Raw genomic sequence first — 25,811 nt, 5'->3', positions numbered from 1 at the left:
TAGGTGGCCGAAAAGCGACTGCGAAGTGTACGTTTCATCTACTCGCTCACCTGTGACTGGAGGAATCGTCCACCATGCCGGAACCGGCCGGTCCTCCCGCGCCTCCCACACCTCCCGTGTCCCTCGCGGCCCTGCTGTCACGCGACGACCTGGGCCTGCGCCAGATCACCGGGCCGCCCGCCGCGGACGTGGCGATCCACTGGGCGCACACCTCCGAGATGTCGGATCCCTACCCGTATCTGCTGGGCGGCGAGCTGCTGCTGACGGCCGGCGTGCACATCACGGAGGCGGCGGGCTCGGGGACCTACTTCGACGACTACGTGTCCCGGATCGTCGCCGCGGGCGGCGCGGCGCTCGGCTTCGGGGTGGCGCCGGTCCACGACACCGTGCCGCGGGCCCTCGTCGCGGCCTGCGAGGCGTACGGCCTGCCGCTGGTGGAGGTGCCGCCGCGGACCACGTTCTCGGGCGTGGCCCGTGCGGTGTGGCAGCTGATGGCGCAGGCCCGGCTGGCCGAGCTGCGCCGGGTCTCGGAGGCGCAGCAGAGCCTGGCCGCCGCGGCCTCCCGTCCGGACCCGGTGCCGTCGGTGCTGCGCCGGCTGGCCGCCCTGCTCGGCGGCCGGGCCGTGCTGTACGGGCCGGACGGCGCCGGGATCGCGGCGGCGGGACGGGAGCCGGAGGACGCGGTGCGCGCCGCGCTGCCGGAGCTGGCCCGCTTCGTCACCGACCGGGCCTCCACCACCGCCACCGAGACCGTCGCCGGCAGCCACCTGTCCGTCTACGCCCTGGGCACCGGTCAGGGGTTCGTGCTCGGGGTGACGGCGCCGCGCCGGGAGTCCGGGGACCACACGATCGCCTCGGTCGCCGCCGTGCTGCTCTCCCTCCTCACCGGCGAACACCAGAGCGGCACCGGCGCGGCCCGCTCCTCGGCTCTGGTACGGCTGCTGCTGGGCGCCGGGCCCGAGGAGGTCGCCCCGCTCCTCGGCGGCGAGGGCAGCGAGGGCGGCGAGGACGGGCGGTGGCACGTCGTGCACGCCCGGCCCGTCGCGCAGGCCCCGGACCCGGTGGCCGCCTCCGCGCTGGGCGCCGCCCTCGGCTCCGCGCTGGTCGACCCGGCCGGGGACGTCGTCCGAGTCCTGGTCCCGGCGGGCCCCGAACCGGCCCCGCAGCCCGGCTGGACACTGGGCGTGAGCGCCCCCGTCGCCCCGCGCGAGTGGCCGGCCGCCGACGCACAGGCGGCCCGCGCGCTGGCCCGCGCCCGCGCCACCCGCACTCCACTGGTCCGGCACGGCGCCCGGCCCGCCCTGGCCGACCTGGTCCCGGACGACGAGGCCGAGGCGCACGCCCGCGCCCTCCTCGCCCCGATCGCCCGCGTCCCGGCGCTCACCGAGACCCTGCGCACCTGGCTGTCCCTGCACGGCAGCTGGGACCGCACCGCGGTCGCCCTGTCCGTGCACCGCAACACCGTCCGTCAGCGCATCGCACGGTGCGCGGCGCTGCTGGACGCCGACCTCGACGACGCCGACGTGCGGATGGAGTTGTGGTTCGCGCTGCGGCGCCCGTGACGGGTGACCCGCGTCCCAGGGTGCGATATGCCGGGGACTCGCACAGGCGGCTGCCTCACAATGGAGCCATGCCGATACCCGGGACACCCAGCCGCGCCGAACTCGTCGAACACCTCGTCAGAACCCGTATCGCCGGGGAGGTCGCCACACCCCGCGAGAACAACCTCTCCCACTACCGGAAACTGGCGAACGGCGACCGCAACTTCTGGCTCGGCCTGGAGTTGGGCGACCGCTGGACCGACGAGCAGGACGTGCTCGCGGTGATGGCGGAGCGGGTCGGCGTCAACGACGACCCCGAACACCGGTACGGCCAGGACACCATCGACCCCGAACTGACGGTGGCGGCACTGGAGCGCATGGCCGGGCGGCTGCGCAAGGCGGCGGACGGCGGGCAGCGGGTGCTGTTCGCCACCGGCCACCCGGGCGGCCTGCTCGACGTGCACCGCGCCACGGCCGCCGCGCTGCGCGCCGCCGGCTGCGAGATCGTCGTGATCCCGGACGGGCTGACCACGGACGAGGGCTACGTGCAGCAGTTCGCGGACGTGGCGGTGCTGGAGCACGGCGCCTCGCTGTGGCACACGCACTCCGGCGAGCCGATGAAGGCCATCCTCACCGGTCTCGAGCGCGCGGGCCGCCCGCTGCCGGACCTCGTCGTCGCCGACCACGGCTGGGCCGGGTACGCCGGTCAGCACGGCGTCGACTCCGTCGGCTACGCCGACTGCAACGACCCGGCCCTCTTCCTCGCGGAGTCGGAGGGCACGCTGCAGGTGGCGGTGCCGCTGGACGACCACGTGGTGAGCCCGCGCCACTACGACCCGATGACGGCGTATCTGCTGACGGAGGCCGGGCTGGAAGCGGGCCCGGCGTAAGGGGAATCGACGTATTCGCGGCTCAAACGCCGCAGTGTGCGGCTCCGTTGGGTCAGGAGCCGCACACCGCGTCTATTTCACAGTCGGATCACCGGCCGCCGTGTCCGCCGCCGTTGCCGCCGCCGTCGCCGCCGCGTCCGCCGCCGTCGCCGCCGCGTCCGCCGCCGTCGCCGCCGCGTCCGCCGTTGTCGCCGCGCCCGTTGTCGTGGTCGCCACGTCCGTTGTCGTGGTCGCCGCGCCCGTTGTCGTGGTCGCCACGTCCGTTGTCGTGGTCGCCGCGCCCGTTGTCGTGGTCGCCGCGTCCGTTGTCGTGGTCGTCGTCGTCGTGGTCGTAGCGGTCGTGGTCGTGGTAGCCCCAGTAGCCCCAGTAGTCGCAGTCGTCGTCGTACCACCAGCCGTGGCGGTCGTCGTCGCAGTAGCGGCTGTGGTTACCGTGGCGGTCCCAGTCGTTCGCCGAGGCGGTCCCCGCAGTGCCTATCGCGATGCCACCGGCCATCATGAGCCCGGCGGCCGACACCGCGAAAAGACGCTTCGTGCGCTGTGCTCGCATGAGATTTCCCCTTCGTTCCATCGTCTCCCGCGTTTCCCGGAGGGGACGGCGAGAGTGGATGGCCGCTGCCGCACGGGAAGTGTGCGGCGCGGTCTTGGGCGTCACCGCGTTTTCACACGGGCACGGGCTCGGCCTCCGACGCCCTCGGACCGCCCGGAAAGGTTCACGGGCGGGCTCTGCGGCCCTGGTCCGGAGGTACGGTGGCCGGATCGGCCGGGTATGCCGTGCCTGCGGCTTTTCACTCATAGAGCCTAGCTCCGTATGTGCGGCTCGGCACCTCGGGCAACCCAGGCGGCACAGAGGTCACCGGGGGACGCGGATCACGCCCTCCTGGATCACCGAGATGGCGAGCCGGCCGTCCTGGGTATAGATGCGCGCCTGGCCGAGACCGCGGCCGCCGGACGCCGACGGCGACTGCTGGTCGTACAGCAGCCACTCGTCGGCGCGGAACGGCCGGTGGAACCACATCGCGTGGTCCAGCGAGGCGCCGACGACGTCGCCGACGGCCCAGCCGCCCCGGCCGTGGGCGAGCAGGACCGAGTCGAGGAGGGTCATGTCGGAGACGTAGGTGGCCAGGACGACGTGCAGGAGGGGGTCGTCCGCGAGCTTGCCGTTGGTGCGGAACCACACCTGGGAGTGCGGCTCGCGCGGCCGGCCGAAGTCGCCGAACGGCGGGTCGTCGACGTAGCGCAGGTCGACCGCGGCGCGGGCCTCGACGAACCGCTCCACCGTCTCGGCGGGCAGGTGCGGGTAACCGCGCAGCCGCTCCTCGCCGGTCGGCAGCGTGGCCGGGTCGGGCGCGGCGGGCATCGGGGCCTGGTGGTCCAGACCCTCCTCGTAGGTCTGGAAGGACGCCGACAGGCCGAAGATCGGCTTGCCGTGCTGGACGGCGACCACGCGGCGCGTGGTGAAGGAGCGGCCGTCGCGGATGCGGTCGACGTTGTAGACGATGGGGGCGCCCGGGTCGCCGGGGCGCAGGAAGTACGCGTGCAGGGAGTGGGCGTGCCGGTCCTCGGGGACGGTCCGCCCGGCGGCGACCAGCGCCTGGGCCGCCACCTGCCCGCCGAAGACGCGCGGGACGACGGCGGACCGGGACCGGCCGCGGAAGATGTCCTCCTCGATCCGCTCGAGGTCGAGCAGATCGAGGAGGGAGTGGAGTGCCTCGCTCATGAGGTCCGTTGTATCCGGCGTTCTCTGCGGGAGTGTTACAGGCCCATGTTCTTCGCGATGATCATCTTCATGACCTCGCTGGTGCCGCCGTAGATGCGGTTGACACGGTTGTCCGCGTACAGGCGGGCGATCGGGTACTCGTTCATGTAGCCGTAGCCGCCGTGCAGCTGGAGGCAGCGGTCGATCACGCGGTGCGCGACCTCGGTGCAGAACAGCTTGGCGCTGGCGGCCTCGGCCGCGGTCAGCTCGCCCGCGTCGAGGGCCTCGAGGGCACGGTCGGCGACCGCCTCGGCGGCGTCCACCTCGGCCTGGCAGGCGGCCAGCTCGAACTTGGTGTTCTGGAAGGCGGCGACCGGCTTGCCGAAGACGGTGCGGTCCTGCACGTACTGCTTGGCGAACTGGACGGCCGCCTTGGCCTGCGCGTAGGCGCCGTAGGCGATGCCCCAGCGCTCGGAGGGCAGGTTGGCGCCGAGGTAGTAGAAGCCCTTGTTCTCCTCGCCGAGCAGGTCCTCGGCGGGCACCTTGACGTCGACGAACGCCAGCTCGGCGGTGTCGGAGGTCTTCAGGCCCAGCTTGTCGAGCTTGCGGCCCACCGAGTAGCCCTCGGACTTGGTGTCCACGGCGAACAGGGAGATGCCGTAGCGGCGGTCCTCGGCGGTGGGCGCGGAGGTGCGGGCGCAGACGATGACCTTGTCGGCGTGGACACCGCCGGTGATGAAGGTCTTGGCGCCGTTGAGGACGTAGTGCGTGCCGTCCTCGGAGAGCTTGGCGGTGGTCTTCATGCCCGCGAGGTCGGAGCCGGTGCCCGGCTCGGTCATCGCGATGGCCCACATCTCCTCGCCGGAGACGAACTTCGGAAGGAAACGCTTCTTCTGCTCGTCGGTGGCGAGCATCTTGATGTAGGGCAGGGCGAGCAGGACGTGCACGCCGGAGCCGCCGAAGCTGACGCCCGCGCGGGCGGTCTCCTCGTACTGGATCGCCTCGAACTTGTGGGACTCCAGGCCGGCGCCGCCGAACTCCTCGGGGACGTTGATGCCGAACAGGCCCAGCTCGGCGAGCTTGTAGTAGAACTCGCGCGGCGCCTGGCCGGCGGCGAACCACTCGTCGTACACGGGGACGACCTCGGCCTCGATGAAGGCGCGAAGGGTCTCCCGGAACGCCTCGTGATCCTCGTTGAACACCGTACGGCGCACGGCGCCACCTCCACGGGTACGTATCTAAGCGCTTGCTCAGGCTTCACCGTACCGGTGGGTAGGGAACGGCGTCCAGGGTGGGGCGCGGGTAACGCTCGTCACTCCGTGCGCTTTTCGACGACCCGGCGCCGACGGACTCGGCCCACGCGGCTCCGCCCCGAGCGGCGCCGGGCCCGAGCCGCCGCGACACCGGCTCCCGTCCCCGCGCGGCCTGCCCCCCACGCCGCGAGGCCACGCCTCACCACCCTGCGGCACAACACCCCGCTTCACGGGTGCACCCCGCCCGACACCCCCCGCCGGAGCCGGCAGGCCCGGCTCAGCCCTCCCCCACCGCCGCGAACGCCCCCCGCGCCATCCGGTGGAGCAGTGCCGCCGTCGCCGAGCGGCCCGGCAGGGCGCCCGGGCGGCCCAGGTGGGGGGTGGAGTTCAGCAGGCCGAAGACCGAGTGGACGGCCGAGCGGGCGGCGGGTTCCGGTGCCGCCGGGTAGACCTCGCGGACCACGCCGACCCACAGCTCCACGTACTGCCGCTGCAACTGGCGCACCAGCTTGCGGTCGGTGTCCCGGAGGCGGTCCAGCTCGCGGTCGTGCAGGGTGATGAGCGGGCGGTCGTCGAGCGCGAAGTCGATGTGGCCCTCGATGAGCGAGTCGAGGACCGCCTCGGGACCGGCCACCCCCTCGGCCTCCGCCAGCCGCCGCTTGGCGCCGGTCAGCAGCGAGCCGCTGATCCCGACCAGCAGCTCCGCGAGCATCGCGTCCTTGCCGGCGAAGTGCCGGTAGAGACCGGGGCCGCTGATGCCGACGGCGGCGCCTATCTCGTCGACGCCGACGCCGTGGAAGCCGCGCTCGGCGAACAGGCGGGCGGCCTCCTTGAGGATCTGCTCGCGGCGGGTGAGGGCGTCGGTTCTGGTGGCCATGGAAGCAATTCTAGACAGGGAGGTTAGCGGTCGTTAACCTGTAGGAAATGCGTTAACGCTCATTAACAACGTGAGGGGACCGCAGGATGCACGAGGCACCGGAGCTGACGACCGCGGCCGACCCCGCGTCGGAGGCCTTTCGGGCCAACGAGGAGGCGCACCGCGCCCTCGTGGAGGAGCTGCGCGCCAAGCTCGCGACGGCCCGGCTCGGCGGCGGCGAACGGGCACGCGCCCGGCACACCGCGCGCGGCAAGCTGCTGCCGCGCGACCGCGTCGACACGCTGCTCGACCCGGGCTCACCCTTCCTGGAGCTGGCGCCGCTCGCCGCCGACGGGATGTACGACGGACAGGCCCCGGCCGCCGGGGTCATCGCCGGGATCGGCCGGGTCAGCGGCCGGGAGTGCGTGATCGTCGCCAACGACGCCACCGTCAAGGGCGGCACGTACTACCCGATGACCGTGAAGAAGCACCTGCGGGCGCAGGAGGTCGCCCTGGAGAACCGGCTGCCCTGCCTCTACCTCGTCGACTCCGGGGGCGCCTTCCTGCCCATGCAGGACGAGGTCTTCCCCGACCGCGAGCACTTCGGGCGGATCTTCTACAACCAGGCGCGGATGTCGGGCGCCGGCATCCCGCAGATCGCCGCCGTCCTCGGGTCCTGCACGGCCGGCGGGGCGTATGTCCCGGCGATGAGCGACGAGGCCGTGATCGTCCGCAACCAGGGCACCATCTTCCTGGGCGGTCCGCCCCTGGTGAAGGCGGCCACCGGTGAGGTCGTCACGGCGGAGGAGCTGGGCGGCGGCGAGGTCCACTCCCGTGTCTCGGGCGTGACCGACCATCTCGCCCAGGACGACGCGCACGCCCTGCGCATCGTGCGGAACATCGTCTCGACCCTCCCCGCGCGCGGCGCACTGCCCTGGGAGGTGCGGCCGGCCGTCGAGCCGAAGGCCGACCCCTTCGGGCTGTACGGGGCGGTTCCGGTCGACTCCCGCACCCCCTACGACGTACGCGAGATCATCGCGCGCGTGGTGGACGGCTCCCGGTTCGCCGAGTTCAAGTCCGAGTTCGGACAGACCCTGGTCACCGGTTTCGCCCGGATCCACGGCCACCCGGTCGGGATCGTCGCCAACAACGGCATCCTGTTCTCCGAGTCCGCCCAGAAGGGCGCCCACTTCATCGAGCTGTGCGACCAGCGCGGGATCCCGCTCCTCTTCCTCCAGAACATCTCCGGCTTCATGGTCGGCAGGGACTACGAGGCCGGTGGCATCGCCAAGCACGGCGCCAAGATGGTGACGGCCGTGGCGTGCACGCGCGTGCCCAAGCTGACGGTCGTGGTCGGCGGGTCCTACGGCGCCGGGAACTACTCCATGTGCGGGCGGGCGTACTCCCCGCGCTTCCTGTGGATGTGGCCCAACGCCAAGATCTCCGTCATGGGCGGCGAGCAGGCCGCGTCCGTGCTGGCCACGGTCAAGCGGGACCAGATGGAGGCCCGCGGGGAGGACTGGCCGGCCGAGGACGAGGAGACGTTCAAGGCACCGGTCCGTGCTCAGTACGAGCGCCAGGGGAACGCTTACTACGCGACCGCCCGCCTGTGGGACGACGGGGTCATCGACCCCCTCGACACCCGGCAGGTACTGGGTCTGGCCCTGACGGCCTGCGCCAACGCGCCGCTGGGCGAGCCCCGGTTCGGCGTCTTCCGGATGTGAGGAGGGGACTTGATGTTCGACACGGTACTGGTGGCCAACCGCGGTGAGATCGCGGTACGCGTCATCCGGACGCTGCGTTCGCTGGGTGTGCGCTCGGTGGCGGTCTTCTCCGACGCCGACGCGGACGCCCGGCACGTGAGGGAGGCCGACGAGGCGGTCCGGATCGGTCCGGCGCCCGCGGCGGAGAGCTATCTGTCCGTCGAGCGGCTGCTTCGGGCGGCGGCCCGGACGGGCGCGCAGGCCGTCCACCCGGGGTACGGCTTCCTCGCCGAGAACGCCGGCTTCGCGCGGGCCTGCGAGGACGCCGGGCTGGTCTTCATCGGGCCGCCCGCGGACGCCATCGCCCTCATGGGCGACAAGATCCGCGCCAAGGAGACCGTACGGGCGGCCGGTGTGCCGGTGGTGCCCGGCTCCAGCGGCAGCGGGCTGACGGACGAGCAGCTCGCCGACGCCGCCAGGGAGATCGGTGTGCCGGTGCTGCTGAAGCCGTCGGCCGGCGGCGGCGGCAAGGGCATGCGGCTGGTGCGGGACGCCTCCGTCCTCGCCGACGAGATCGCCGCCGCGCGCCGCGAGGCCCGCGCCTCCTTCGGCGACGACACCCTCCTGGTGGAGCGGTGGATCGACCGGCCCCGGCACATCGAGATCCAGGTCCTGGCCGACGGCCACGGAGGCGTCGTCCACCTGGGCGAACGCGAGTGCTCGCTGCAGCGCCGGCACCAGAAGATCATCGAGGAGGCGCCGAGCGTGCTCCTCGACGAGGCCACCCGCGCCGCGATGGGCGAGGCGGCCGTGCAGGCGGCCCGCAGTTGCGGCTACCGGGGCGCGGGCACGGTGGAGTTCATCGTGCCGGGCGGTGACCCGTCCTCGTACTACTTCATGGAGATGAACACCCGCCTGCAGGTCGAGCACCCGGTGACCGAGCTGGTCACGGGCCTGGACCTGGTGGAGTGGCAGCTGCGGGTGGCGGCCGGCGAGCGGCTGGACCTCGCACAGGAGGACGTCCGGCTGACCGGGCACGCGGTCGAGGCCCGGCTGTGCGCCGAGGACCCGGCCCGGGGCTTCCTGCCGTCGGGCGGCACGGTGCTCCGCCTCCACGAGCCGCAGGGCGACGGCATCCGCACCGACTCCGGGCTCAGCCAGGGCACCGAGGTCGGCAGCCTCTACGACCCGATGCTGTCCAAGGTGATCGCCTACGGCGCCGACCGTGAGACGGCGCTGAGGAAGCTCCGGGCGGCCCTCGCCGGGACGGTCACCCTCGGTGTGCAGACCAACGCCGGTTTCCTGCGGCGGCTCCTGGCCCATCCGGCGGTCGTGGCGGGCGAGCTGGACACGGGGCTGGTCGAGCGGGACGTGCACACGCTCGTCCCGGACGCGGTACCGGCGGAGGTGTACGCGGCGGCGGCGCTGCTGCGCCACGCGGCACTCGCCACCGCCGACGGCAGCGGGTGGGCCGACCCGTTCGCCGCCGCGGACGGCTGGCGTCTGGCCGGAGAGCGGGCCTGGACCTCGTACCACCTGCGGGTACCGGGCCGGGATCCGGTCACCGTACGCGTGCGCAGCACACCGGACGGCGGGACCGAGCTGCTGCCGGCCGGTGCCGAGGAGCCGCTGCGGGCCTGCGTGGTCGCGTCCCCGCGGCCCGGCGACGGGCACCGGTACACCGTCCGGCTCGACGGCGTCACCCACACCTTCGCCGCCCTGCCGGACGGCACCTGGCTCGGCCGCGACGGCGACGCCTGGCACGTGCGCGACCACGACCCGGTCGCCGCCTCCCTCACCCGCGCCGCCCACGCGGGCGCCGACTCGCTGACGGCGCCCATGCCGGGCACAGTGACGGTGGTGAAGGTCGCCGTCGGCGACGAGGTGACCGCCGGGCAGAGCCTGCTGGTCGTCGAGGCGATGAAGATGGAGCACGTCATCTCCGCCCCGCACGCCGGCACCATCGCCGAACTGGACGTCGCGCCGGGCACGACGGTCGCCATGGACCAGGTGCTGGCGGTCATCGCACCCGCGGAGGAGGAGACGGCATGAACGCCTCGGAGCTGGGCCTGCCCATGGCCGTACCGGCCGAGGGCCTGCCCTCGCGCGTGCGCATCCACGAGGTCGGCGCGCGCGACGGCCTGCAGAACGAGCGGGCGACCGTTCCGACGGCGGTGAAGGCGGAGTTCATCCGCCGCCTGGCCGGCACGGGCCTGACGACCATCGAGGCGACGAGCTTCGTGCGCCCCGAGTGGGTCCCCCAACTGGCGGACGCCGAGGAGCTGTTCCCGGCCGTCGCCGGCCTTCCGGTCGCCCTCCCCGTCCTGGTCCCGAACGAACGCGGCCTCGACCGGGCCCTGGCGCTCGGCGCGCGGCGCGTCGCCGTCTTCGCCAGCGCCACCGAGTCGTTCGCGAAGGCCAACCTCAACCGCACGGTGGACGAGGCCCTGGCCATGTTCGCGCCGGTGGTGGCGCGGGCGAAGGAGGCGGACGTCCACGTCCGGGGATACCTCTCGATGTGCTTCGGGGATCCCTGGGAGGGCGCGGTCCCGGTCCCGCAGGTGGTCGAGGTCTGCAAGGCCCTGCTGGACATGGGCTGCGACGAACTGAGCCTGGGCGACACGATCGGCGTGGCGACCCCGGGCCATGTCGGCGCCCTGCTCACGGCTCTCACCGGGGCCGGTGTGCCCGTGAGCACCCTGGGCGTCCACTTCCACGACACCTACGGCCAGGCCCTGTCCAACACGCTGGTGGCGCTCCAGCACGGCGTCACCACGGTCGACTCGTCCGCCGGCGGCCTGGGCGGCTGCCCCTACGCGAAGTCCGCCACCGGCAACCTCGCCACCGAGGACCTGGTGTGGATGCTGCGGGGCCTCGGCATCGACACCGGGGTCGACCTCGGCCGTCTCGTCGCCACAAGCGTATGGATGGCCGCCCACCTGGGCCGGACCAGCCCGTCCCGCACCGTACGAGCCCTCGCCCACGCCGGCTCCGACTCCCACGAGGAGCAGTGACAGCAATGGACCACAAGCTCTCCCCCGAACTGGAAGACCTCCGCCGCACGGTGGAGCAGTTCGCCCACGACGTCGTGGCGCCCAAGATCGGCGACTTCTACGAGCGGCACGAGTTCCCGTACGAGATCGTCCGGGAGATGGGCCGCATGGGCCTGTTCGGCCTGCCGTTCCCGGAGGAGTACGGCGGGATGGGCGGCGACTACCTCGCCCTCGGCATCGCCCTGGAGGAACTGGCCCGCGTCGACTCCTCGGTGGCCATCACCCTGGAGGCGGGCGTGTCGCTGGGCGCGATGCCGATCCACCTCTTCGGCACCGAGGAGCAGAAGCGGACGTGGCTGCCGCGCCTGTGCGCCGGCGAGATGCTCGGCGCCTTCGGCCTGACCGAGCCCGACGGCGGCTCGGACGCGGGTGCGACGCGGACGACGGCCCGGCTGGACGAGACGACGGGCGAGTGGGTGATCAACGGCACCAAGTGCTTCATCACCAACTCGGGCACGGACATCACGGGCCTGGTGACGGTCACGGCGGTCACCGGCCGCAAGCCGGACGGCGGGCCGCGGATCTCGGCGATCATCGTCCCGTCCGGCACCCCGGGCTTCACGGTGGCCGCCCCGTACTCGAAGGTCGGCTGGAACGCCTCCGACACCCGCGAGCTGTCCTTCTCGGACGTGCGGGTCCCGGCCGCGAACCTGCTGGGCGAGGAGGGCCGGGGCTACGCCCAGTTCCTGCGCATCCTCGACGAGGGCCGGATCGCCATCGCCGCGCTGGCCACCGGCCTGGCGCAGGGCTGCGTGGACGAGTCGGTCGCATACGCGAAGGAACGTCACGCCTTCGGCCGGCCCATCGGCGCGAACCAGGCCGTCCAGTTCAAGATCGCCGACATGGAGATGAAGGCCCACACGGCCCGGCTCGCCTGGCGCGACGCGGCCTCCCGCCTGGTGGCGGGCGAGCCGTTCAAGAAGGAGGCGGCGCTGGCGAAGCTGTACTCGTCGACGGTCGCGGTGGACAACGCCCGCGACGCCACCCAGATCCACGGCGGCTACGGATTCATGAACGAGTATCCGGTCGCCCGCATGTGGCGGGACTCGAAGATCCTGGAGATCGGCGAGGGCACCAGCGAGGTCCAGCGCATGCTGATCGCGCGGGAGTTGGGTCTGGTGAGCTAGGAGCGGCGGCCGTTCGGGCGGGGTGGAGTGGCACCACCCTCTGGACAAAATGATCTGAGGTTAGGCTAACCTACCTTCGAATTGTCCGGCGGGCGCTCCGCCCCGTTCGAAAGCAGCCAAACCATGTCCAACGCCAGAGCTACCCACCTGACCCGCCGCGGAATCCTCGCCGCGGGCGGTGCCCTCGGCCTCGGTGCCGCACTCGCGGCCTGTGGTGACGACGACGCGAACAACGGTGGCTCGGACAAGGGCGAGGCCGCCGCCAAGTCGGGCCCCTGGTCCTTCAAGGACGACCGCGGCACCACGGTGAAGCTGGACAAGGTCCCGGCGAACATCGTCGCCTTCACCGGTGTCGCCGCCGCCCTGTGGGACTACGGCGTCCAGGTCAAGGGCGTGTTCGGGCCCACCACCACCAAGGACGGCAAGTCCGACGTCCAGGCCGGCGACATCGACGTCAGCAAGGTCACCGTCCTCGGCAACGAGTGGGGCAAGCTCAACGTCGAGAAGTACGCGGCCCTCGCCCCCGAACTGCTCGTCTCCACGACCTTCGACACCGCCGGCACCCTGTGGTCCGTCCCGGAGGAGTCCAAGGACAAGATCGCCAAGCTGGCCCCGAGCGTCGCCATCTCCGTCTTCGACCGCCAGCTCACCCAGCCGCTGCAGCGCATGTGGGAGCTGGCCGAGTCGCTCGGCGCGGACATGAGGGCCAAGAAGGTCACCGACGCCAAGGCCGCCTTCGAGAAGGCCGCGGCCCGGCTGCGCGCCGCCGCCAAGGCCAAGCCCGAGATCAAGGTGCTGGCCGGTTCGGCGAGCGCCGAGCTCTTCTACGTCTCCGGCACCAACCTCTCGGTGGACCTGGAGTACTTCAAGGCCCTCGGCGTGAACTTCGTCGAGCCCTCGGAGGAGGCCAAGAAGGCGACCGGCGGCTGGTTCGAGAGCCTGAGCTGGGAGAACGTCGACAAGTACCCGGCCGACATCGTCATCATGGACGACCGCGCCTCGACCATCCAGCCCGCCGACATCACCGAGGGCACCTGGAAGAAACTGCCCGCGGTCAAGGCCGGCCAGGTGATCGCCCGCTCCCCCGAGCCGATCCTGTCCTACGACAAGTGCACGCCGCTGCTCGACAACCTCGCCGAGGCGATCGAGAACGCCAAGAAGGTCAGCTGACCCCGACCGTCCCGACTCGCAGGAGCCCCCGTGACGACTGCTGTAGCCGCCCCGTTCCGTTTCTTCTCCCTCCAGGTCGTACGGACGAGGCGGCTCGGCCCGTCTCTGGCCCGCGTCACGTTCGCCGGCCCCGACCTGCTCGCCTTCCGCTCCGACGGACGCGACCAGTCCCTGTCGCTGTTCCTGCCGCACCCCGGCCAGTCGGAGCCGGCGGTGCCCCTCGAGCGGGGCGACGAGTGGTGGCAGGCCTGGCGTGAACTGCCCGACGACGTACGGGCGGTGATGCGCTCGTACACGCTGCGGGAGCTGCGGCACGACGCGCACGGGAACACGTCGGAGATCGACATCGACTTCGTGCTGCACGGCGTCGAACCGGCAGCCGCGGTCCAGGCCGGCCCGGCCGCCCGCTGGGCCGCCGACGCGCGTGCCGGCGACCGCGTCCTGCTGCTGGGCCCGGCGGTCGCGGACAACCGTGCGATCCGCTTCCGGCCGCCCGAGGACACCGACCTGGTGGTGATCTGGGGCGACGAGACCGCCGTACCCGCCGCCTGTGCCATCGTCGAATCGCTGCCGGCCGGCACCCGCGCCCGGGTCTGGCTGGAGGTGCCACACGCCGGGGACGTCCAGGAACTGGCGACGGCGGCGGACGCCGAGGTCACCTGGCTCGTCCGCGAGGACGCCGAGGCGCCCGCCGACCTCGCCCTCACCGCGCTCCGCGACGCTCCACTGCCGCCCGCCGAGCACCCGTACGTCTGGATCGCGGGCGAGTCCGGCCGCGTCAAGCGGCTGCGCCGCCATTTCGTGGGCGAGCGGGGCATCGACCGCCGCCGGGTCACCTTCGTCGGTTACTGGCGACAGGGCCTGACGGAGGAACAGCTGCGCGAGCAGGGCTGACCTTCGCCAACCCCGGCCGGTGCCGGGGCTGTTGAGGCGTTAGTGACAGCAGTCACGTGACAGTCCGCGCTTCAACGTCGTTCATTAGGTTAGGCTTACCTAAGTCGAAGCCCCGGGCTCCGCCCTCTCCCGTCCCTCTCGGACCGTCCCCACCGGAGGACCCCCACATGCGCTCGCACCTGCTCAACGACACCACCGCGGAGCAGTACCGCCGCTCCGTGACCCAAGGAGTCGAGCGGGTGGCCGCCAAACTCGCCACCACCGACCGGCCGTTCACCGGCGTCACGGTCGACGCCCTCTCCCCCCGCATCGACGCGATCGACCTCGACAAGCCGCTGCACGACACGACCGCGGCCCTCGACGAGCTGGAGGACGTCTACCTCCGGGACGCCGTCTACTTCCACCACCCCCGCTACCTGGCCCACCTCAACTGCCCGGTCGTCATCCCGGCGGTACTCGGCGAGGCGGTCCTGTCCGCCGTCAACTCCTCCCTCGACACCTGGGACCAGTCGGCCGGCGGCACGCTCATCGAGCGGAAACTGATCGACTGGACGACCGCCCGCATCGGCCTCGGCCCGGCCGCCGACGGCGTGTTCACCTCCGGCGGCACCCAGTCCAACCTCCAGGCGCTGCTGCTGGCCCGCGAGGAGGCCAAGACCGACGATTCCGCGAAACTGCGCATCTTCGCCTCCGAGGTCAGCCACTTCAGCGTGAAGAAGTCGGCGAAACTGCTCGGCCTCGGCCAGGACGCCGTGATCGCGATCCCCGTGGACCACGACAAGCGCATGCAGACCCTCGCCCTCGCCCGCGAGCTGGACCGCTGCGCCGAGGACGGCCTCGTGCCCATGGCCGTCGTCGCCACCGCCGGGACCACCGACTTCGGCTCCATCGACCCCCTGCCGGAGATCGCGGAGCTGTGCGCCCGGCACGGCGTGTGGATGCACGTGGACGCGGCCTACGGCTGCGGGCTGCTCGCCTCGCTGAAGTACCGGGACCGGCTGACCGGCATCGAGCGGGCCGACTCGGTCACCGTCGACTACCACAAGTCCTTCTTCCAGCCGGTGAGTTCCTCGGCCGTGCTGGTCCGGGACGTCGCCACGCTGCGCCACGCCACCTACCACGCGGAGTACCTCAACCCGCGCCGCATGGTGCAGGAACGTATCCCCAACCAGGTGGACAAGTCCCTCCAGACCACCCGCCGCTTCGACGCCCTCAAGCTGTGGATGACGCTGCGCGTGATGGGCGCCGACGGCATCGGACAGCTCTTCGACGAGGTCTGCGACCTCGCCGCCGAGGGCTGGAAGCTGCTCGCCGCCGACCCGCGCTTCGACGTGGTGGTCGAGCCGAGCCTGTCGACCCTGGTCTTCCGCTACATACCGGCGGCCGTCACCGACCCCGCCGAGATCGACCGCGCGAACCTGTACGCCCGCAAGGCCCTGTTCGCCTCCGGCGACGCCGTCGTCGCGGGCACCAAGGTCGGCGGCCGCCACTACCTGAAGTTCACCCTGCTCAACCCCGAGACCACGACGGCCGACATCTCCGCCGTCCTCGACCTGATCGCCGGCCACGCCGAGCAGTACCTGGGAGAGTCCCTTGACCGCGCTTCCTGAAGCCGCAACGACGTACGACTTCGTGGGGATCGGCCTCGGCCCCTTCAACCTCGGCCTCGCCTGCCTCACCGAGCCCATCGCCGAGCTGAATGGCGTCTTCCTGGAGTCCAAGCCGGACTTCGAGTGGCACGCCGGGATGTTCCTGGACGGCGCCCACCTCCAGACCCCGTTCATGTCGGACCTGGTCACCCTCGCCGACCCGACGTCCCCCTACTCCTTCCTCAACTACCTGAAGGAGAAGGGCCGGCTGTACTCGTTCTACATCCGCGAGAACTTCTACCCGCTGCGCGTCGAGTACGACGACTACTGCCGCTGGGCCGCGAACAAGCTGAGCAGCGTCCGCTTCCGCACGACGGTCACGGAAGTGACGTACGACGAGCGGGAGGAGCTGTACGCCGTCGCGACCACGTCCGGCGACACCTACCGCGCCCGCCGCCTCGTCCTCGGCACCGGCACCCCGCCGCACATCCCCGACGCCTGCCGGGGCCTGGCCGGCGACTTCATCCACAACTCCCGCTACGTGCAGAACCGGGCGGAGCTGGTGAAGAAGGACTCGATCACGCTGGTCGGCAGCGGCCAGTCCGCCGCCGAGATCTACTACGACCTGCTCGGCGAGATCGACGTCCACGGCTACCAGCTGAACTGGGTGACGCGCTCCCCGCGCTTCTTCCCGCTGGAGTACACCAAACTCACGCTGGAGATGACCTCACCGGAGTACGTGGACTACTACCACGCGCTCCCCGAGGACACCCGCTACCGGCTGACCGCCGAGCAGAAGGGCCTGTTCAAGGGCATCGACGGCGACCTGATCAACGAGATCTTCGACCTGCTCTACCAGAAGAAGCTCGGCGGCCGCGTCCCCACCCGCCTGCTCACCAACTCGGCGCTCACCAGCGCACGGTACGCGGACGGCACGTACACGCTCGGCTTCCGCCAGGAGGAGCAGGGCAGGGACTTCGAGATCGACTCGCAGGGCCTGATCCTGGCCACCGGCTACAAGTACACCGAGCCGGAGTTCCTCAAGCCGGTCCGCGACCGGCTGCGCTACGACTCCCAGGGCAACTTCGACGTCGCCCGCAACTACGCCGTCGACGTCACGGGCAAGGGCGTGTTCCTGCAGAACGCGGGCGTCCACACGCACAGCATCACCAGCCCCGACCTGGGCATGGGTGCCTACCGCAACAGCTACATCATCCGAGAGCTGCTCGGCAGCGAGTACTACCCGGTCGAGAAGACGATCGCGTTCCAGGAGTTCAGCGCATGAGCACCACCACCGCCGGCATCGGCGCCCTCACCCTCCGCCCCCTCGACCCGACGAGGGACGCCGAGCTGCTGCACGGCTGGGTCACCCACCCCAAGGCCGCGTTCTGGATGATGCAGGACGCCAAGCTGGTCGACGTCGAGCGGGCGTACATGGAGATAGCCGCCGACGAGCACCACCACGCCTACCTGGGCCTGCACGACGGCGTCCCCGCCTTCCTGATGGAGAAGTACGACCCGGCCCAGCGCGAGCTGGTCGGCCTGTACGAGCCCGAGCCGGGCGACGTCGGCATGCACTTCCTGGTCGCGCCGACCGACCGGCCGGTGCACGGGTTCACCCGGGCCGTCATCACCGCCGTCATGACCGAGCTCTTCGCCGACCCGGCGACCCGGCGGGTCGTCGTCGAGCCGGACGTCGGCAACAAGGCCGTGCACGCCCTGAACGCGGCGGTCGGTTTCGTGCCCGACCGGGAGATCCAGAAGCCGGAGAAGAAGGCACTGCTGAGCTTCTGCACCCGCGAGCAGTTCGAGAAGGCGGTGTCCGCATGAGCCTCGCCGACGCAGTGGCCCACCTCTCCCCCGAGCGCTGGGAGACGGCCAACCGCCTGCTGGTCCGCAAGGGCCTCGCCGAGTTCGCGCACGAGCGGCTGATCACGCCGGAGCGGGACGGTGACGGCTACGTCGTCCGCAGCGACGACGGCCGGACCGCCTACCGCTTCACCGCCACGGTCCGTGCCCTGGACCACTGGCAGGTGGACGCCGGCTCGATCACCCGGCACCGCGGCGGCGACGAACTCCCGCTCGCCGCACTGGACTTCTTCATCGAGCTGAAGGAGTCGCTGGGCCTGAGCGACGAGATCCTGCCGGTCTACCTGGAGGAGATCTCCTCCACCCTCTCCGGCACCTGCTACAAGCTCACCAAGCCGCGGGTGACCTCCGCCGAGCTGGCCGGGAGCGACTTCCAGGCCGTCGAGACCGGCATGACCGAGGGCCACCCCTGCTTCGTCGCCAACAACGGACGGCTCGGCTTCGGCATCCACGAGTACCTGTCGTACGCCCCCGAGACCGCGAGCCCGGTGCGCCTGGTGTGGCTGGCCGCGCACCGCTCCCGGGCGGCGTTCACGGCGGGCGTCGGGATCGAGTACGAGTCCTTCGTCCGCGACGAGCTGGGCGAGGAGACCGTCGACCGCTTCCACGGCGTGCTGCGCGAGCGGGGCCTGGAGCCGGCCGACTACCTGTTCGTCCCGGTGCACCCCTGGCAGTGGTGGAACAAGCTCACCGTCACCTTCGCCGCCGAAGTGGCCCGCGGGCACCTGGTGTGCCTGGGCGAGGGCGACGACGAGTACCTGGCGCAGCAGTCCATCCGAACCTTCTTCAACACCTCCCACCCCGAGAAGCACTACGTGAAGACGGCCCTGTCCGTCCTCAACATGGGCTTCATGCGCGGGCTGTCGGCCGCCTACATGGAGGCGACCCCGGCGATCAACGACTGGCTCGCCCAGCTGATCGACGGCGACCCGGTGCTGAAGGCGACGGGCCTGAGCATCATCCGCGAGCGGGCGGCGGTCGGCTACCGGCACCTGGAGTACGAGAAGGCGACCGACCGGTACTCGCCGTACCGCAAGATGCTGGCGGCCCTGTGGCGGGAGAGCCCGGTCGCGTCACTCCAGGACGGCGAGTCGCTCGCCACCATGGCCTCCCTGCTCCACGTCGACCACGACGGCGCCTCCTTCGCGGGCGCGCTGATCGAGCGGTCGGGGCTCGCGCCGGCCGAATGGCTGCGGCATTACCTGCGGGCCTACTTCACCCCGCTGCTGCACAGCTTCTACGCCTACGACCTGGTCTACATGCCGCACGGCGAGAACGTGATCCTCGTCCTGAAGGACGGGGTCGTGCAGCGCGCGATCTACAAGGACATCGCCGAGGAGATCGCGGTGATGGACCCGGACGCGGTGCTGCCGCCGGAGGTCTCCCGCATCGCCGTGGAGGTCCCCGAGGACAAGAAGCTGCTGTCGATCTTCACGGACGTCTTCGACTGCTTCTTCCGCTTCCTCGCCGCGAACCTGGCCACCGAGGGAATCCTGGAGGAGGACGCCTTCTGGAGGACGGTCGCGGAGGTCACCCGCGACTACCAGGAGTCGGTGCCGGAGCTGGCCGACAAGTTCGCGCAGTACGACATGTTCGCCCCGGAGTTCGCGCTGTCCTGCCTGAACCGCCTCCAGCTGCGCAACAACAAGCAGATGGTGGACCTGGCGGACCCGTCCGGCGCGCTGCAGCTGATCGGCACCCTGAAGAACCCCCTCGCCGCATTCTGACGCACGGACGGACGGGCACCCCGGAGTACGGTCCTCCGGGGTGCCCGTCAGCCGTTCCCGCTCAGTCGGTCGGCCAGGGCACCTGCGGCGACCGGTGGTACCCGGTCCCCAGCGCGTCCCAGCGGGGCGCCTGTGCCGCGAGCCGCACCTTGTAGTCGTCCCAGTCGTGCGTCGACGCCGGCGACCAGCCCAGCTCCGCGATGCCCGGCAGGCGCGGGAAGGCCATCTGGTCGAGGTGGCCGGACTCCGACAGGGTCTCCGTCCACAGCGGCGCCTCGACGCCCCGGACGGCCGAGGCCGGGGCGTCCGGCAGATAGGCGCCCGGGTCCCAGTCGTAGGACCGCTGCACCTCGACGTACCCCGCCCAGGACAGGCCCAGCGGCGTGTCCTTGGTGTACTTCATGTCGAGGTAGGCCCGGTCGGCCGGGGACAGGATCAGTCCGGTCCCGTTCTGCGCGGCCTTGGCGACCTGGGCCTTCTCCTCGGCGCTGGTGCGGTCCAGGCCCCAGTACTGGGCGAGTGCCCCCTTGGCGGGGGTGGCGCCGGTCAGCTGGTGCCAGCCGATGACCGTCTTGCCGTACTGGGCGACGATCGGCTGCACGCGGTCCATGAACTTCACGTAGTCGGCGTGGCTGGTGGAGTGCGCCTCGTCGCCGCCGATGTGGAGGTAGCGGCCCGGGGTGAGGGCGGCCAGCTCGCGCACGACGTCGTCGACGAAGTCGTACGTGACCTCCTTGCCCACGCACAGCGAACTGAAGCCGACCTTGGTGCCGGTGTAGAGCGGCGGTGCCACGCCGTCGCAGTTCAGCTCGGCGTAGGAGGCGAGGGCCGCGTTGGTGTGGCCCGGCATGTCGATCTCGGGGACCACCTCGAGGTGGCGGGAGGCGGCGTAGCGGACGATCTCCTTGTAGTCGGCCTTGGTGTAGTGACCGCCGGGGCCGCCGCCGACCTCGGTGGAGCCGCCGTACGTCGCCAGGCGCGGCCAGGAGTCGACGGCGATGCGCCAGCCCTGGTCGTCGCTCAGGTGCAGATGGAGTTTGTTGATCTTGTAGAGGGCGATCTGGTCGATGTACCGCTTGACCTCGTCGACCCCGAAGAAGTGCCGGGACACGTCCAGCATGGCGCCGCGCCAGGCGTAGCGCGGGGTGTCCTCGATCGTGCCGCCCGCGACCAGCCAGGGCCCGGGCTGCACGGAGTCCTTCTCGACGGCCGCCGGGAGCAGCTGACGCAGGGTCTGGACGCCGTGGAAGAGGCCGGACGCCTTGTACGCGGTGATGGTGAGGCCGCTGCGTCCGCTGTCGAGGCGGTAGCCCTCGTCGCCGTAGGGGCCCTTGGCGAGGCGCAGTCGGATGCCGCCGTCGCCGTGCGAGGTGACCGGCAGCCGGTAGCCGGTGGAGGGCCGCAGGATGTCCGCGAGGTACTCGCCGACGCGGCGGGCCTCGCGCGAGTCGTCGACGCGGATACGGGTGCCGGGAGTGAGGCGGTACGGGGCTCCGCCCGGCTCGACCGAGGCGGGCGCCGGGATCACGCGGTCCAGCGGCGTCGCGACGGTGGACGCCGATGTCGGTGCCGCGCCGGTGGTGAAGGCGCCGGCCGCCGCCACCATCAGCAGCGAACCGAGCAGGCGGGTGATGCGGGGAGTCGTTCTGTGGTGCCGTCTCACATGCGCTCCCTTCAGCTCAACTCCGGGGTGCCGCACAGGAACCCCGACGGGTATAGACCACCCTCTCGCAGATCCCGCTCCCGCAGAAGCGGTGAAACAATCACCTCATGGCGGAAATCATCCAGAAGGACGGCACCTGGACCTTCGACGGCGATGTCCTGCGGTTGACCCCCGGCCGGGACAAGAACGTCAGCCTGCTCCGCAAGACCGTGGGTGAACTCGTCGTGCCCTTGGATGCGTTGGCCGGCATATCGTTCGAGCAGGGCAAGAAGACAGGGCGGTTGCGACTGCGCCTGCGGGACGGCGCCGACCCGCTGCTGCACGCGACCGGCGGACGGCTGACGGAGCCGCACGACCCGTACCAGCTGGTGGTGGAGTCCGACCGGTACGGCGTCGCGGAGTACTTCGTGGACGAGGTCCGGGGCGCCCTGCTCCTGGACCGGGTTCCGTCCGGCCCGGTGGACGCGTACCTGCTGCCGGGCCCGTCCGTCCCGCTGTCCGTCTCCGCCGGGGACGGCACCGCGAGCTTCGACGGCGAGCGCGTCCGCCTGGAGTGGAACTGGAAGACGGAGGACTCCAAGGTCGCCGCCGGCGCCCGCACCCTCTCCCTCGACGACATCGCGGCCGTGGAGTGGCACCCGGCGGCCGGCCTGGACAACGGCTGCCTCCGGTTCACCGTGAGGAACGCGCCGACCAAGGCCCCGCCGAAGTACGACCCCAACGCCGTCGAGCTGTGGGGCTTCAAGAAGGACCCGCTGATGGCCCTGGTCGCCGCCGCCGTGCAGGCCCGGCTCCCGCATCCGGCCGCCCCGGTCGCCCACAGGGCCGCAGAGCCGGTCCAGGACGCGCCCGCCCCCGCCGCGGAGGACGACCACGACGCGCTGCTGCGGCGGCTGCGGGAGCTTGGCGAACTGCATCGCGCCGGGGTGCTGACGGACGACGAGTTCGCCCTGGCCAAGCAGGCGGTACTGAAGCGAATGTAAGCCGCATCACACACAGGCCGCACAGACACCCCTTCACCGCCTGCCCGAAATCGGGCAGGATTCTTGCGAAACCCTCGCCCTTACCCCAGGATCTACCGGGTGCACGACGAACTTGTTGATCATCTGACGCGGTCCACGCCCCTCAACCGGGGTGAGGCGCTGCGCGTGATCCAGGACGTGCTCGCCTACTTCGACGAGACGACCGAGGAGTACGTCCGTCGCCGCCACCGCGAACTGCAGGCTCAGGGGCTGGTGAACGCGACGATCTTCGAGCGGATCGAGGCGGACCTGAAGTACCGCGCGGTGGCACCACCGGAGCTGACGCTCCGCCAGTTGCGCCGCATCGTCTACGGCTGAGGAATACGTATATATGTGCGGAATTGTCGGATACATCGGCAAGCGTGATGTGGCACCGCTCCTCCTGGAGGGCCTCCAGCGCCTGGAGTACCGCGGCTACGACTCGGCGGGCATCGTCGTCACGTCCCCCAAGACGGCCGGCCTGAAGATGGTCAAGGCCAAGGGCCGGGTCCGCGACCTGGAGGCCAAGGTCCCGGCGCGCTTCAAGGGCACCACCGGCATCGCCCACACCCGCTGGGCCACCCACGGCGCCCCGTCCGACGTGAACGCCCACCCGCACATGTCGGCCGACAACAAGGTCGCCGTCGTCCACAACGGCATCATCGACAACGCCGCCGACCTGCGCCGCAAGCTGGAGGCGGACGGCGTCGAGTTCCTCTCCGAGACCGACACCGAGGTCCTCGTCCACCTCATCGCCCGCTCGACGGCCGAGAAGCTGGAGGACAAGGTCCGCGAGACCCTCAGGGTGATCGAGGGCACCTACGGCATCGCCGTCATGCACGCCGACTTCCCCGAGCGCATCGTGGTCGCCCGCAACGGCTCCCCGGTGGTCCTCGGCATCGGTGAGAAGGAGATGTTCGTCGCCTCGGACATCGCCGCGCTGGTCGCCCACACCCGGCAGATAGTCACCCTCGACGACGGCGAGATGGCCACCCTCAAGGCCGACGACTTCCGCACGTACACCACCGAGGGCACCCGCACCACCGCCGAGCCCACCACCGTGGAGTGGGAGGCCGCCTCCTACGACATGGGCGGCCACGACACCTACATGCACAAGGAGATCCACGAGCAGGCCGAGGCCGTGGACCGCGTGCTGCGCGGCCGGATCGACGACCGCTTCTCCACCGTGCACCTCGGCGGCCTGAACCTGGACGCCCGCGACGCGCGTGCCGTGCGCCGGGTGAAGATCCTCGGCTGCGGCACCTCGTACCACGCCGGCATGATCGGCGCCCAGATGATCGAGGAGCTGGCCCGCATCCCCGCGGACGCCGAGCCGGCCTCCGAGTTCCGCTACCGCAACGCGGTCGTCGACCCCGACACCCTGTACATCGCCGTCTCCCAGTCCGGTGAGACGTACGACGTGCTGGCCGCCGTGCAGGAGCTCAAGCGCAAGGGCGCCCGGGTGCTCGGCATCGTCAACGTCGTCGGCTCGGCGATCGCCCGCGAGGCCGACGGCGGCATGTACGTGCACGCCGGCCCCGAGGTGTGCGTGGTCTCCACCAAGTGCTTCACCAACACCACGGTCGCCTTCGCGCTGCTCGCCCTGCACCTGGGCCGCACCCGCGACCTGTCGGTGCGGGACGGCAAGCGGATCATCGAGGGTCTGCGCAAGCTCCCGGAGCAGATCTCCGAGATCATGAAGCAGGAGGAGGACATCAAGCAGCTGGCCGCGCAGTACGCCGAGGCCCGCTCGATGCTCTTCATCGGCCGCGTCCGGGGCTACCCGGTGGCCCGTGAGGCCTCCCTCAAGCTCAAGGAGGTCTCCTACATCCACGCCGAGGCGTACCCGGCCTCCGAGCTCAAGCACGGCCCCCTCGCCCTGATCGAGCCCGCCCTGCCGACGGTCGCGATCGTGCCGGACGACGACCTGCTGGAGAAGAACCGGGCGGCCATGGAGGAGATCAAGGCCCGCAGCGGCCAGATCCTCGCGGTCGCCCACCAGGAGCAGGAGAAGGCCGACCACACGATCGTCGTCCCGAAGAACGAGGACGAACTGGACCCCATCCTCATGGGCATCCCCCTCCAGCTCCTCGCCTACCACACGGCGTTGGCCCTGGGCCGGGACATCGACAAGCCCCGCAACCTCGCCAAGTCGGTGACGGTGGAGTAGAACGCCCCTGAAAGGGGTGCGGGGCTGCGTCGGTTTGCGGCTCCGCCGCGTGGGCGCGAGCAACCACAACGCACCCGCACAGGCAGGACAACCGAACGGCCCCCCACGTGTGCCACCGTCACGCGGGGGGCCGTCCCCATGCCGGGGGCTGCCCCACCCCCGGCCTGCGCAGCTAACCGGTGGCCGTCACCCCCCGGCCCGCAGCGCGCCTCGGCAGTGCCGTCGGCCAGTGGGCCAGGGCCGCGGTCGCCGCGTACCAGGCCACCGCGCCCGCGGCGACCGCGAACCAGCCGCCCGCCTTGCCCAGCGCCTCGCCGTCCGCGAAGCGGGCGATGGCCATGAGCAGCAGGGACACGAAGAGCAGCCCGTAGGTGCCCTGGCCGAGCAGGTCGCCGCCCGCGAACGTCAGCGAGAGGGCCACGAGGGCGAAGAGGAGCAGGAAGAGCCCCGCGGCGTTGGCGGTGACCTGGTTGTCGGCCGAGACGGCCCAGGTGAACCACAGGGCGCCGAGCGCGGCGAAGGCCGTACCCGCGCCGGTGTCACGGTCGCGGAGCGCCAGCAGGCCGGCGACGAAGAGGGTGACTCCGCCGACGTACTGGGCGACGGTCACGGCGTCCGCCGCCGTCACGCCGTCGATCGCTCCGGTCGAGCCGAGGCCGAAGGCCAGCAGGGTGATGCCGAGGGCGAGTCGGCCGACGATCGTGGTGGTGCTTCCCGCAGAGACGTCTTTGTCCACGGCGGGCTCCCTTCATGCATGTGCAGTTGTGCGGTGACCCGTATATGCCCTTCACAAGAGCACAAACACCTCTACGCACCGGTAGATTCGGGTTGTCCGCAAGGGAGTTGACCGCAAGGCGGGTCGATCGCGAGGCGCCTCGACCGCCGGGGAGCCGGCCGCCGGGAAGCCGGCGCTAGGGGATGACCACGACGGGCCGCTGCGCCCGCTTGGCGAGCCGCCCGGCGACGGAGCCGAAGATCCGGCCCACGAGGCCGTGACTGGAGCCGACGACGATGGCGTCCGCCTCGTACTCCCGTCCCACCTCTTCGAGTTCGTGGCAGATGTCACCGCCGCGCTCGACCAGGATCCAGGGCACCTCGGCGAGGTAGTCCGCACACGCCAGCTCCAGACCCAGCACCTCGGTGCGGTGGTCCGGCACATCGACGAAGACCGGTGGCTCGCAGCCGGCCCACACCGTGGTGGGCAGCCGGTTGGCCACGTGCACGATGACCAGGCCCGAACCCAGTCGCCGCGCCATGCCGATGGCGTACGCGAGGGCGCGCTCGCTGGACGTGGAGCCGTCGAAGCCGACGACGACGCCGTGCTTGAAGGCGGGGTCGCACGAGTGACGTGCCTCTTCCGCCGCCAGGGGCTCGGCCGCCGTGGGTTCGGCGACGGGCCGCTTGCGGTCCGCGGGTTCGAAGAATTCGTGACCGGCCATGGCTGTCTCGGCGTTCAGATCCTTTTATGGGAGGGACGTCCGTGTGCGGCGGAGCTGTGTCCGGGAATCATCTTCCCAACCCCATACCCCCAAGGGTACGGCGGCACGCCTCCTTCGCCCAGATCCCGCGTACGCTCCGTCGCGGTTCCCCGGAGCATGCACGAGGG

At 71.3% G+C, this 25,811-nt stretch carries 22 protein-coding genes; 15 read left to right on the top strand and 7 right to left on the bottom strand.

All coding sequences use genetic code 11. The features are described from left to right. The first annotated feature begins 74 nt into the window (after nucleotides 1-74). Entirely contained in the window at nucleotides 75-1,562 is a 1,488-nt protein-coding gene (locus tag IE260_RS05240) for a PucR family transcriptional regulator (protein WP_189869271.1), read from the top strand. A gap of 68 nt (nucleotides 1,563-1,630) precedes the next feature. Further along, nucleotides 1,631-2,431 (top strand): phosphatase, encoded by an 801-nt coding sequence (locus IE260_RS05235; RefSeq protein WP_189869270.1) that lies wholly within the window; start codon nucleotides 1,631-1,633, stop codon nucleotides 2,429-2,431. Nucleotides 2,432-2,519: 88 nt separating this feature from the next. Here IE260_RS05235 and IE260_RS05230 read toward each other — a convergent pair whose 3' ends face one another. From IE260_RS05230 to IE260_RS05215, 4 genes are all read right to left on the bottom strand, one after another. Then, nucleotides 2,520-2,981, bottom strand: coding sequence for a hypothetical protein (locus tag IE260_RS05230; protein ID WP_189869427.1), 462 nt, complete (start codon nucleotides 2,979-2,981; stop codon nucleotides 2,520-2,522). A 303-nt stretch (nucleotides 2,982-3,284) separates the two neighbouring features. Beyond that, entirely contained in the window at nucleotides 3,285-4,151 is an 867-nt protein-coding gene (locus tag IE260_RS05225) for an acyl-CoA thioesterase (RefSeq protein ID WP_189869269.1), read from the bottom strand. Nucleotides 4,152-4,186: 35 nt separating this feature from the next. Beyond that, nucleotides 4,187-5,344, bottom strand: coding sequence for an acyl-CoA dehydrogenase family protein (locus IE260_RS05220; RefSeq protein ID WP_189869268.1), 1,158 nt, complete (start codon nucleotides 5,342-5,344; stop codon nucleotides 4,187-4,189). Between the two features lie 316 nt (nucleotides 5,345-5,660). After that, on the bottom strand, nucleotides 5,661-6,260 hold the full coding sequence (locus tag IE260_RS05215) for an SACE_7040 family transcriptional regulator (protein WP_189869267.1): 600 nt from the start codon (nucleotides 6,258-6,260) through the stop codon (nucleotides 5,661-5,663). Between the two features lie 86 nt (nucleotides 6,261-6,346). On the opposite strand from IE260_RS05215, the gene IE260_RS05210 reads away from it, so the two are divergent. The 10 genes from IE260_RS05210 (at nucleotide 6,347) to IE260_RS05165 (ending at nucleotide 19,371) form a co-directional block, all read left to right on the top strand. After that, nucleotides 6,347-7,963 (top strand): carboxyl transferase domain-containing protein, encoded by a 1,617-nt coding sequence (locus IE260_RS05210; RefSeq protein WP_189869266.1) that lies wholly within the window; start codon nucleotides 6,347-6,349, stop codon nucleotides 7,961-7,963. A 12-nt stretch (nucleotides 7,964-7,975) separates the two neighbouring features. Then, the gene (locus IE260_RS05205) at nucleotides 7,976-9,994 is read left to right on the top strand and encodes an acetyl/propionyl/methylcrotonyl-CoA carboxylase subunit alpha (protein ID WP_189869265.1); all 2,019 of its coding nucleotides are present in this window, start codon (nucleotides 7,976-7,978) and stop codon (nucleotides 9,992-9,994) included. Further along, nucleotides 9,991-10,956 carry a hydroxymethylglutaryl-CoA lyase gene (locus tag IE260_RS05200; protein ID WP_189869264.1) on the top strand — a complete coding sequence of 322 codons (966 nt, stop codon included), beginning with the start codon at nucleotides 9,991-9,993 and terminating at the stop codon, nucleotides 10,954-10,956. The genes IE260_RS05205 and IE260_RS05200 overlap by 4 nt, the downstream gene beginning before the upstream one ends. 5 nt (nucleotides 10,957-10,961) lie before the next feature. Further along, complete coding sequence (locus tag IE260_RS05195) at nucleotides 10,962-12,122, top strand: acyl-CoA dehydrogenase family protein (protein ID WP_189869263.1); 1,161 nt, start codon at nucleotides 10,962-10,964, stop codon at nucleotides 12,120-12,122. A gap of 123 nt (nucleotides 12,123-12,245) precedes the next feature. Continuing rightward, entirely contained in the window at nucleotides 12,246-13,292 is a 1,047-nt protein-coding gene (locus IE260_RS05190) for an ABC transporter substrate-binding protein (RefSeq protein WP_189869262.1), read from the top strand. A 30-nt stretch (nucleotides 13,293-13,322) separates the two neighbouring features. Continuing rightward, entirely contained in the window at nucleotides 13,323-14,186 is an 864-nt protein-coding gene (locus tag IE260_RS05185) for a siderophore-interacting protein (RefSeq protein WP_189869261.1), read from the top strand. Nucleotides 14,187-14,353: 167 nt separating this feature from the next. Continuing rightward, nucleotides 14,354-15,796, top strand: coding sequence for a lysine decarboxylase DesA (gene desA, locus IE260_RS05180; RefSeq protein WP_189869260.1), 1,443 nt, complete (start codon nucleotides 14,354-14,356; stop codon nucleotides 15,794-15,796). After that, nucleotides 15,780-17,060: a lysine N(6)-hydroxylase/L-ornithine N(5)-oxygenase family protein gene (locus tag IE260_RS05175; RefSeq protein ID WP_189869259.1), complete on the top strand. Its 1,281-nt coding sequence runs from the start codon at nucleotides 15,780-15,782 to the stop codon at nucleotides 17,058-17,060. Before desA ends, IE260_RS05175 begins: the two co-directional genes overlap by 17 nt. After that, nucleotides 17,057-17,605, top strand: a complete 549-nt coding sequence (locus tag IE260_RS05170) for a GNAT family N-acetyltransferase (RefSeq protein ID WP_189869258.1) — start codon at nucleotides 17,057-17,059, stop codon at nucleotides 17,603-17,605. Before IE260_RS05175 ends, IE260_RS05170 begins: the two co-directional genes overlap by 4 nt. Beyond that, a complete protein-coding gene (locus IE260_RS05165; protein WP_189869257.1) occupies nucleotides 17,602-19,371 on the top strand; it encodes an IucA/IucC family protein in 1,770 nt (589 codons plus the stop codon). The genes IE260_RS05170 and IE260_RS05165 overlap by 4 nt, the downstream gene beginning before the upstream one ends. Before the next feature lie 61 nt (nucleotides 19,372-19,432). Here the strand turns inward: IE260_RS05165 and IE260_RS05160 are convergent, their stop codons facing one another. Further along, on the bottom strand, nucleotides 19,433-20,977 hold the full coding sequence (locus tag IE260_RS05160; RefSeq protein ID WP_189869419.1) for a beta-N-acetylhexosaminidase: 1,545 nt from the start codon (nucleotides 20,975-20,977) through the stop codon (nucleotides 19,433-19,435). Between the two features lie 164 nt (nucleotides 20,978-21,141). Here IE260_RS05160 and IE260_RS05155 point away from each other — a divergent pair, with 164 nt between their 5' ends. The 3 genes from IE260_RS05155 (at nucleotide 21,142) to glmS (ending at nucleotide 24,205) form a co-directional block, all read left to right on the top strand. Beyond that, nucleotides 21,142-22,017: a DUF4429 domain-containing protein gene (locus IE260_RS05155; RefSeq protein WP_189869256.1), complete on the top strand. Its 876-nt coding sequence runs from the start codon at nucleotides 21,142-21,144 to the stop codon at nucleotides 22,015-22,017. Between the two features lie 99 nt (nucleotides 22,018-22,116). Next, nucleotides 22,117-22,374 (top strand): hypothetical protein, encoded by a 258-nt coding sequence (locus IE260_RS05150; protein WP_010986670.1) that lies wholly within the window; start codon nucleotides 22,117-22,119, stop codon nucleotides 22,372-22,374. A 13-nt stretch (nucleotides 22,375-22,387) separates the two neighbouring features. After that, on the top strand, nucleotides 22,388-24,205 hold the full coding sequence (gene glmS / locus IE260_RS05145) for a glutamine--fructose-6-phosphate transaminase (isomerizing) (RefSeq protein WP_189869255.1): 1,818 nt from the start codon (nucleotides 22,388-22,390) through the stop codon (nucleotides 24,203-24,205). A gap of 172 nt (nucleotides 24,206-24,377) precedes the next feature. On the opposite strand, the gene IE260_RS05140 is transcribed toward glmS, so the two are convergent. Together IE260_RS05140 and IE260_RS05135 are read right to left on the bottom strand one after the other, a co-directional pair. Next, nucleotides 24,378-24,941, bottom strand: a complete 564-nt coding sequence (locus tag IE260_RS05140) for a GPR1/FUN34/YaaH family transporter (RefSeq protein WP_189869254.1) — start codon at nucleotides 24,939-24,941, stop codon at nucleotides 24,378-24,380. Between the two features lie 175 nt (nucleotides 24,942-25,116). After that, the gene (locus tag IE260_RS05135; protein ID WP_189869253.1) at nucleotides 25,117-25,644 is read right to left on the bottom strand and encodes a universal stress protein; all 528 of its coding nucleotides are present in this window, start codon (nucleotides 25,642-25,644) and stop codon (nucleotides 25,117-25,119) included. Between the last annotated feature and the right edge of the window lie 167 nt (nucleotides 25,645-25,811).

Origin of the sequence: Streptomyces viridiviolaceus (genome assembly GCF_014650995.1) — a bacterium.
Lineage (GTDB): Bacteria > Actinomycetota > Actinomycetes > Streptomycetales > Streptomycetaceae > Streptomyces > Streptomyces viridiviolaceus.
This window is presented reverse-complemented; position numbering and strand designations above follow the sequence as displayed.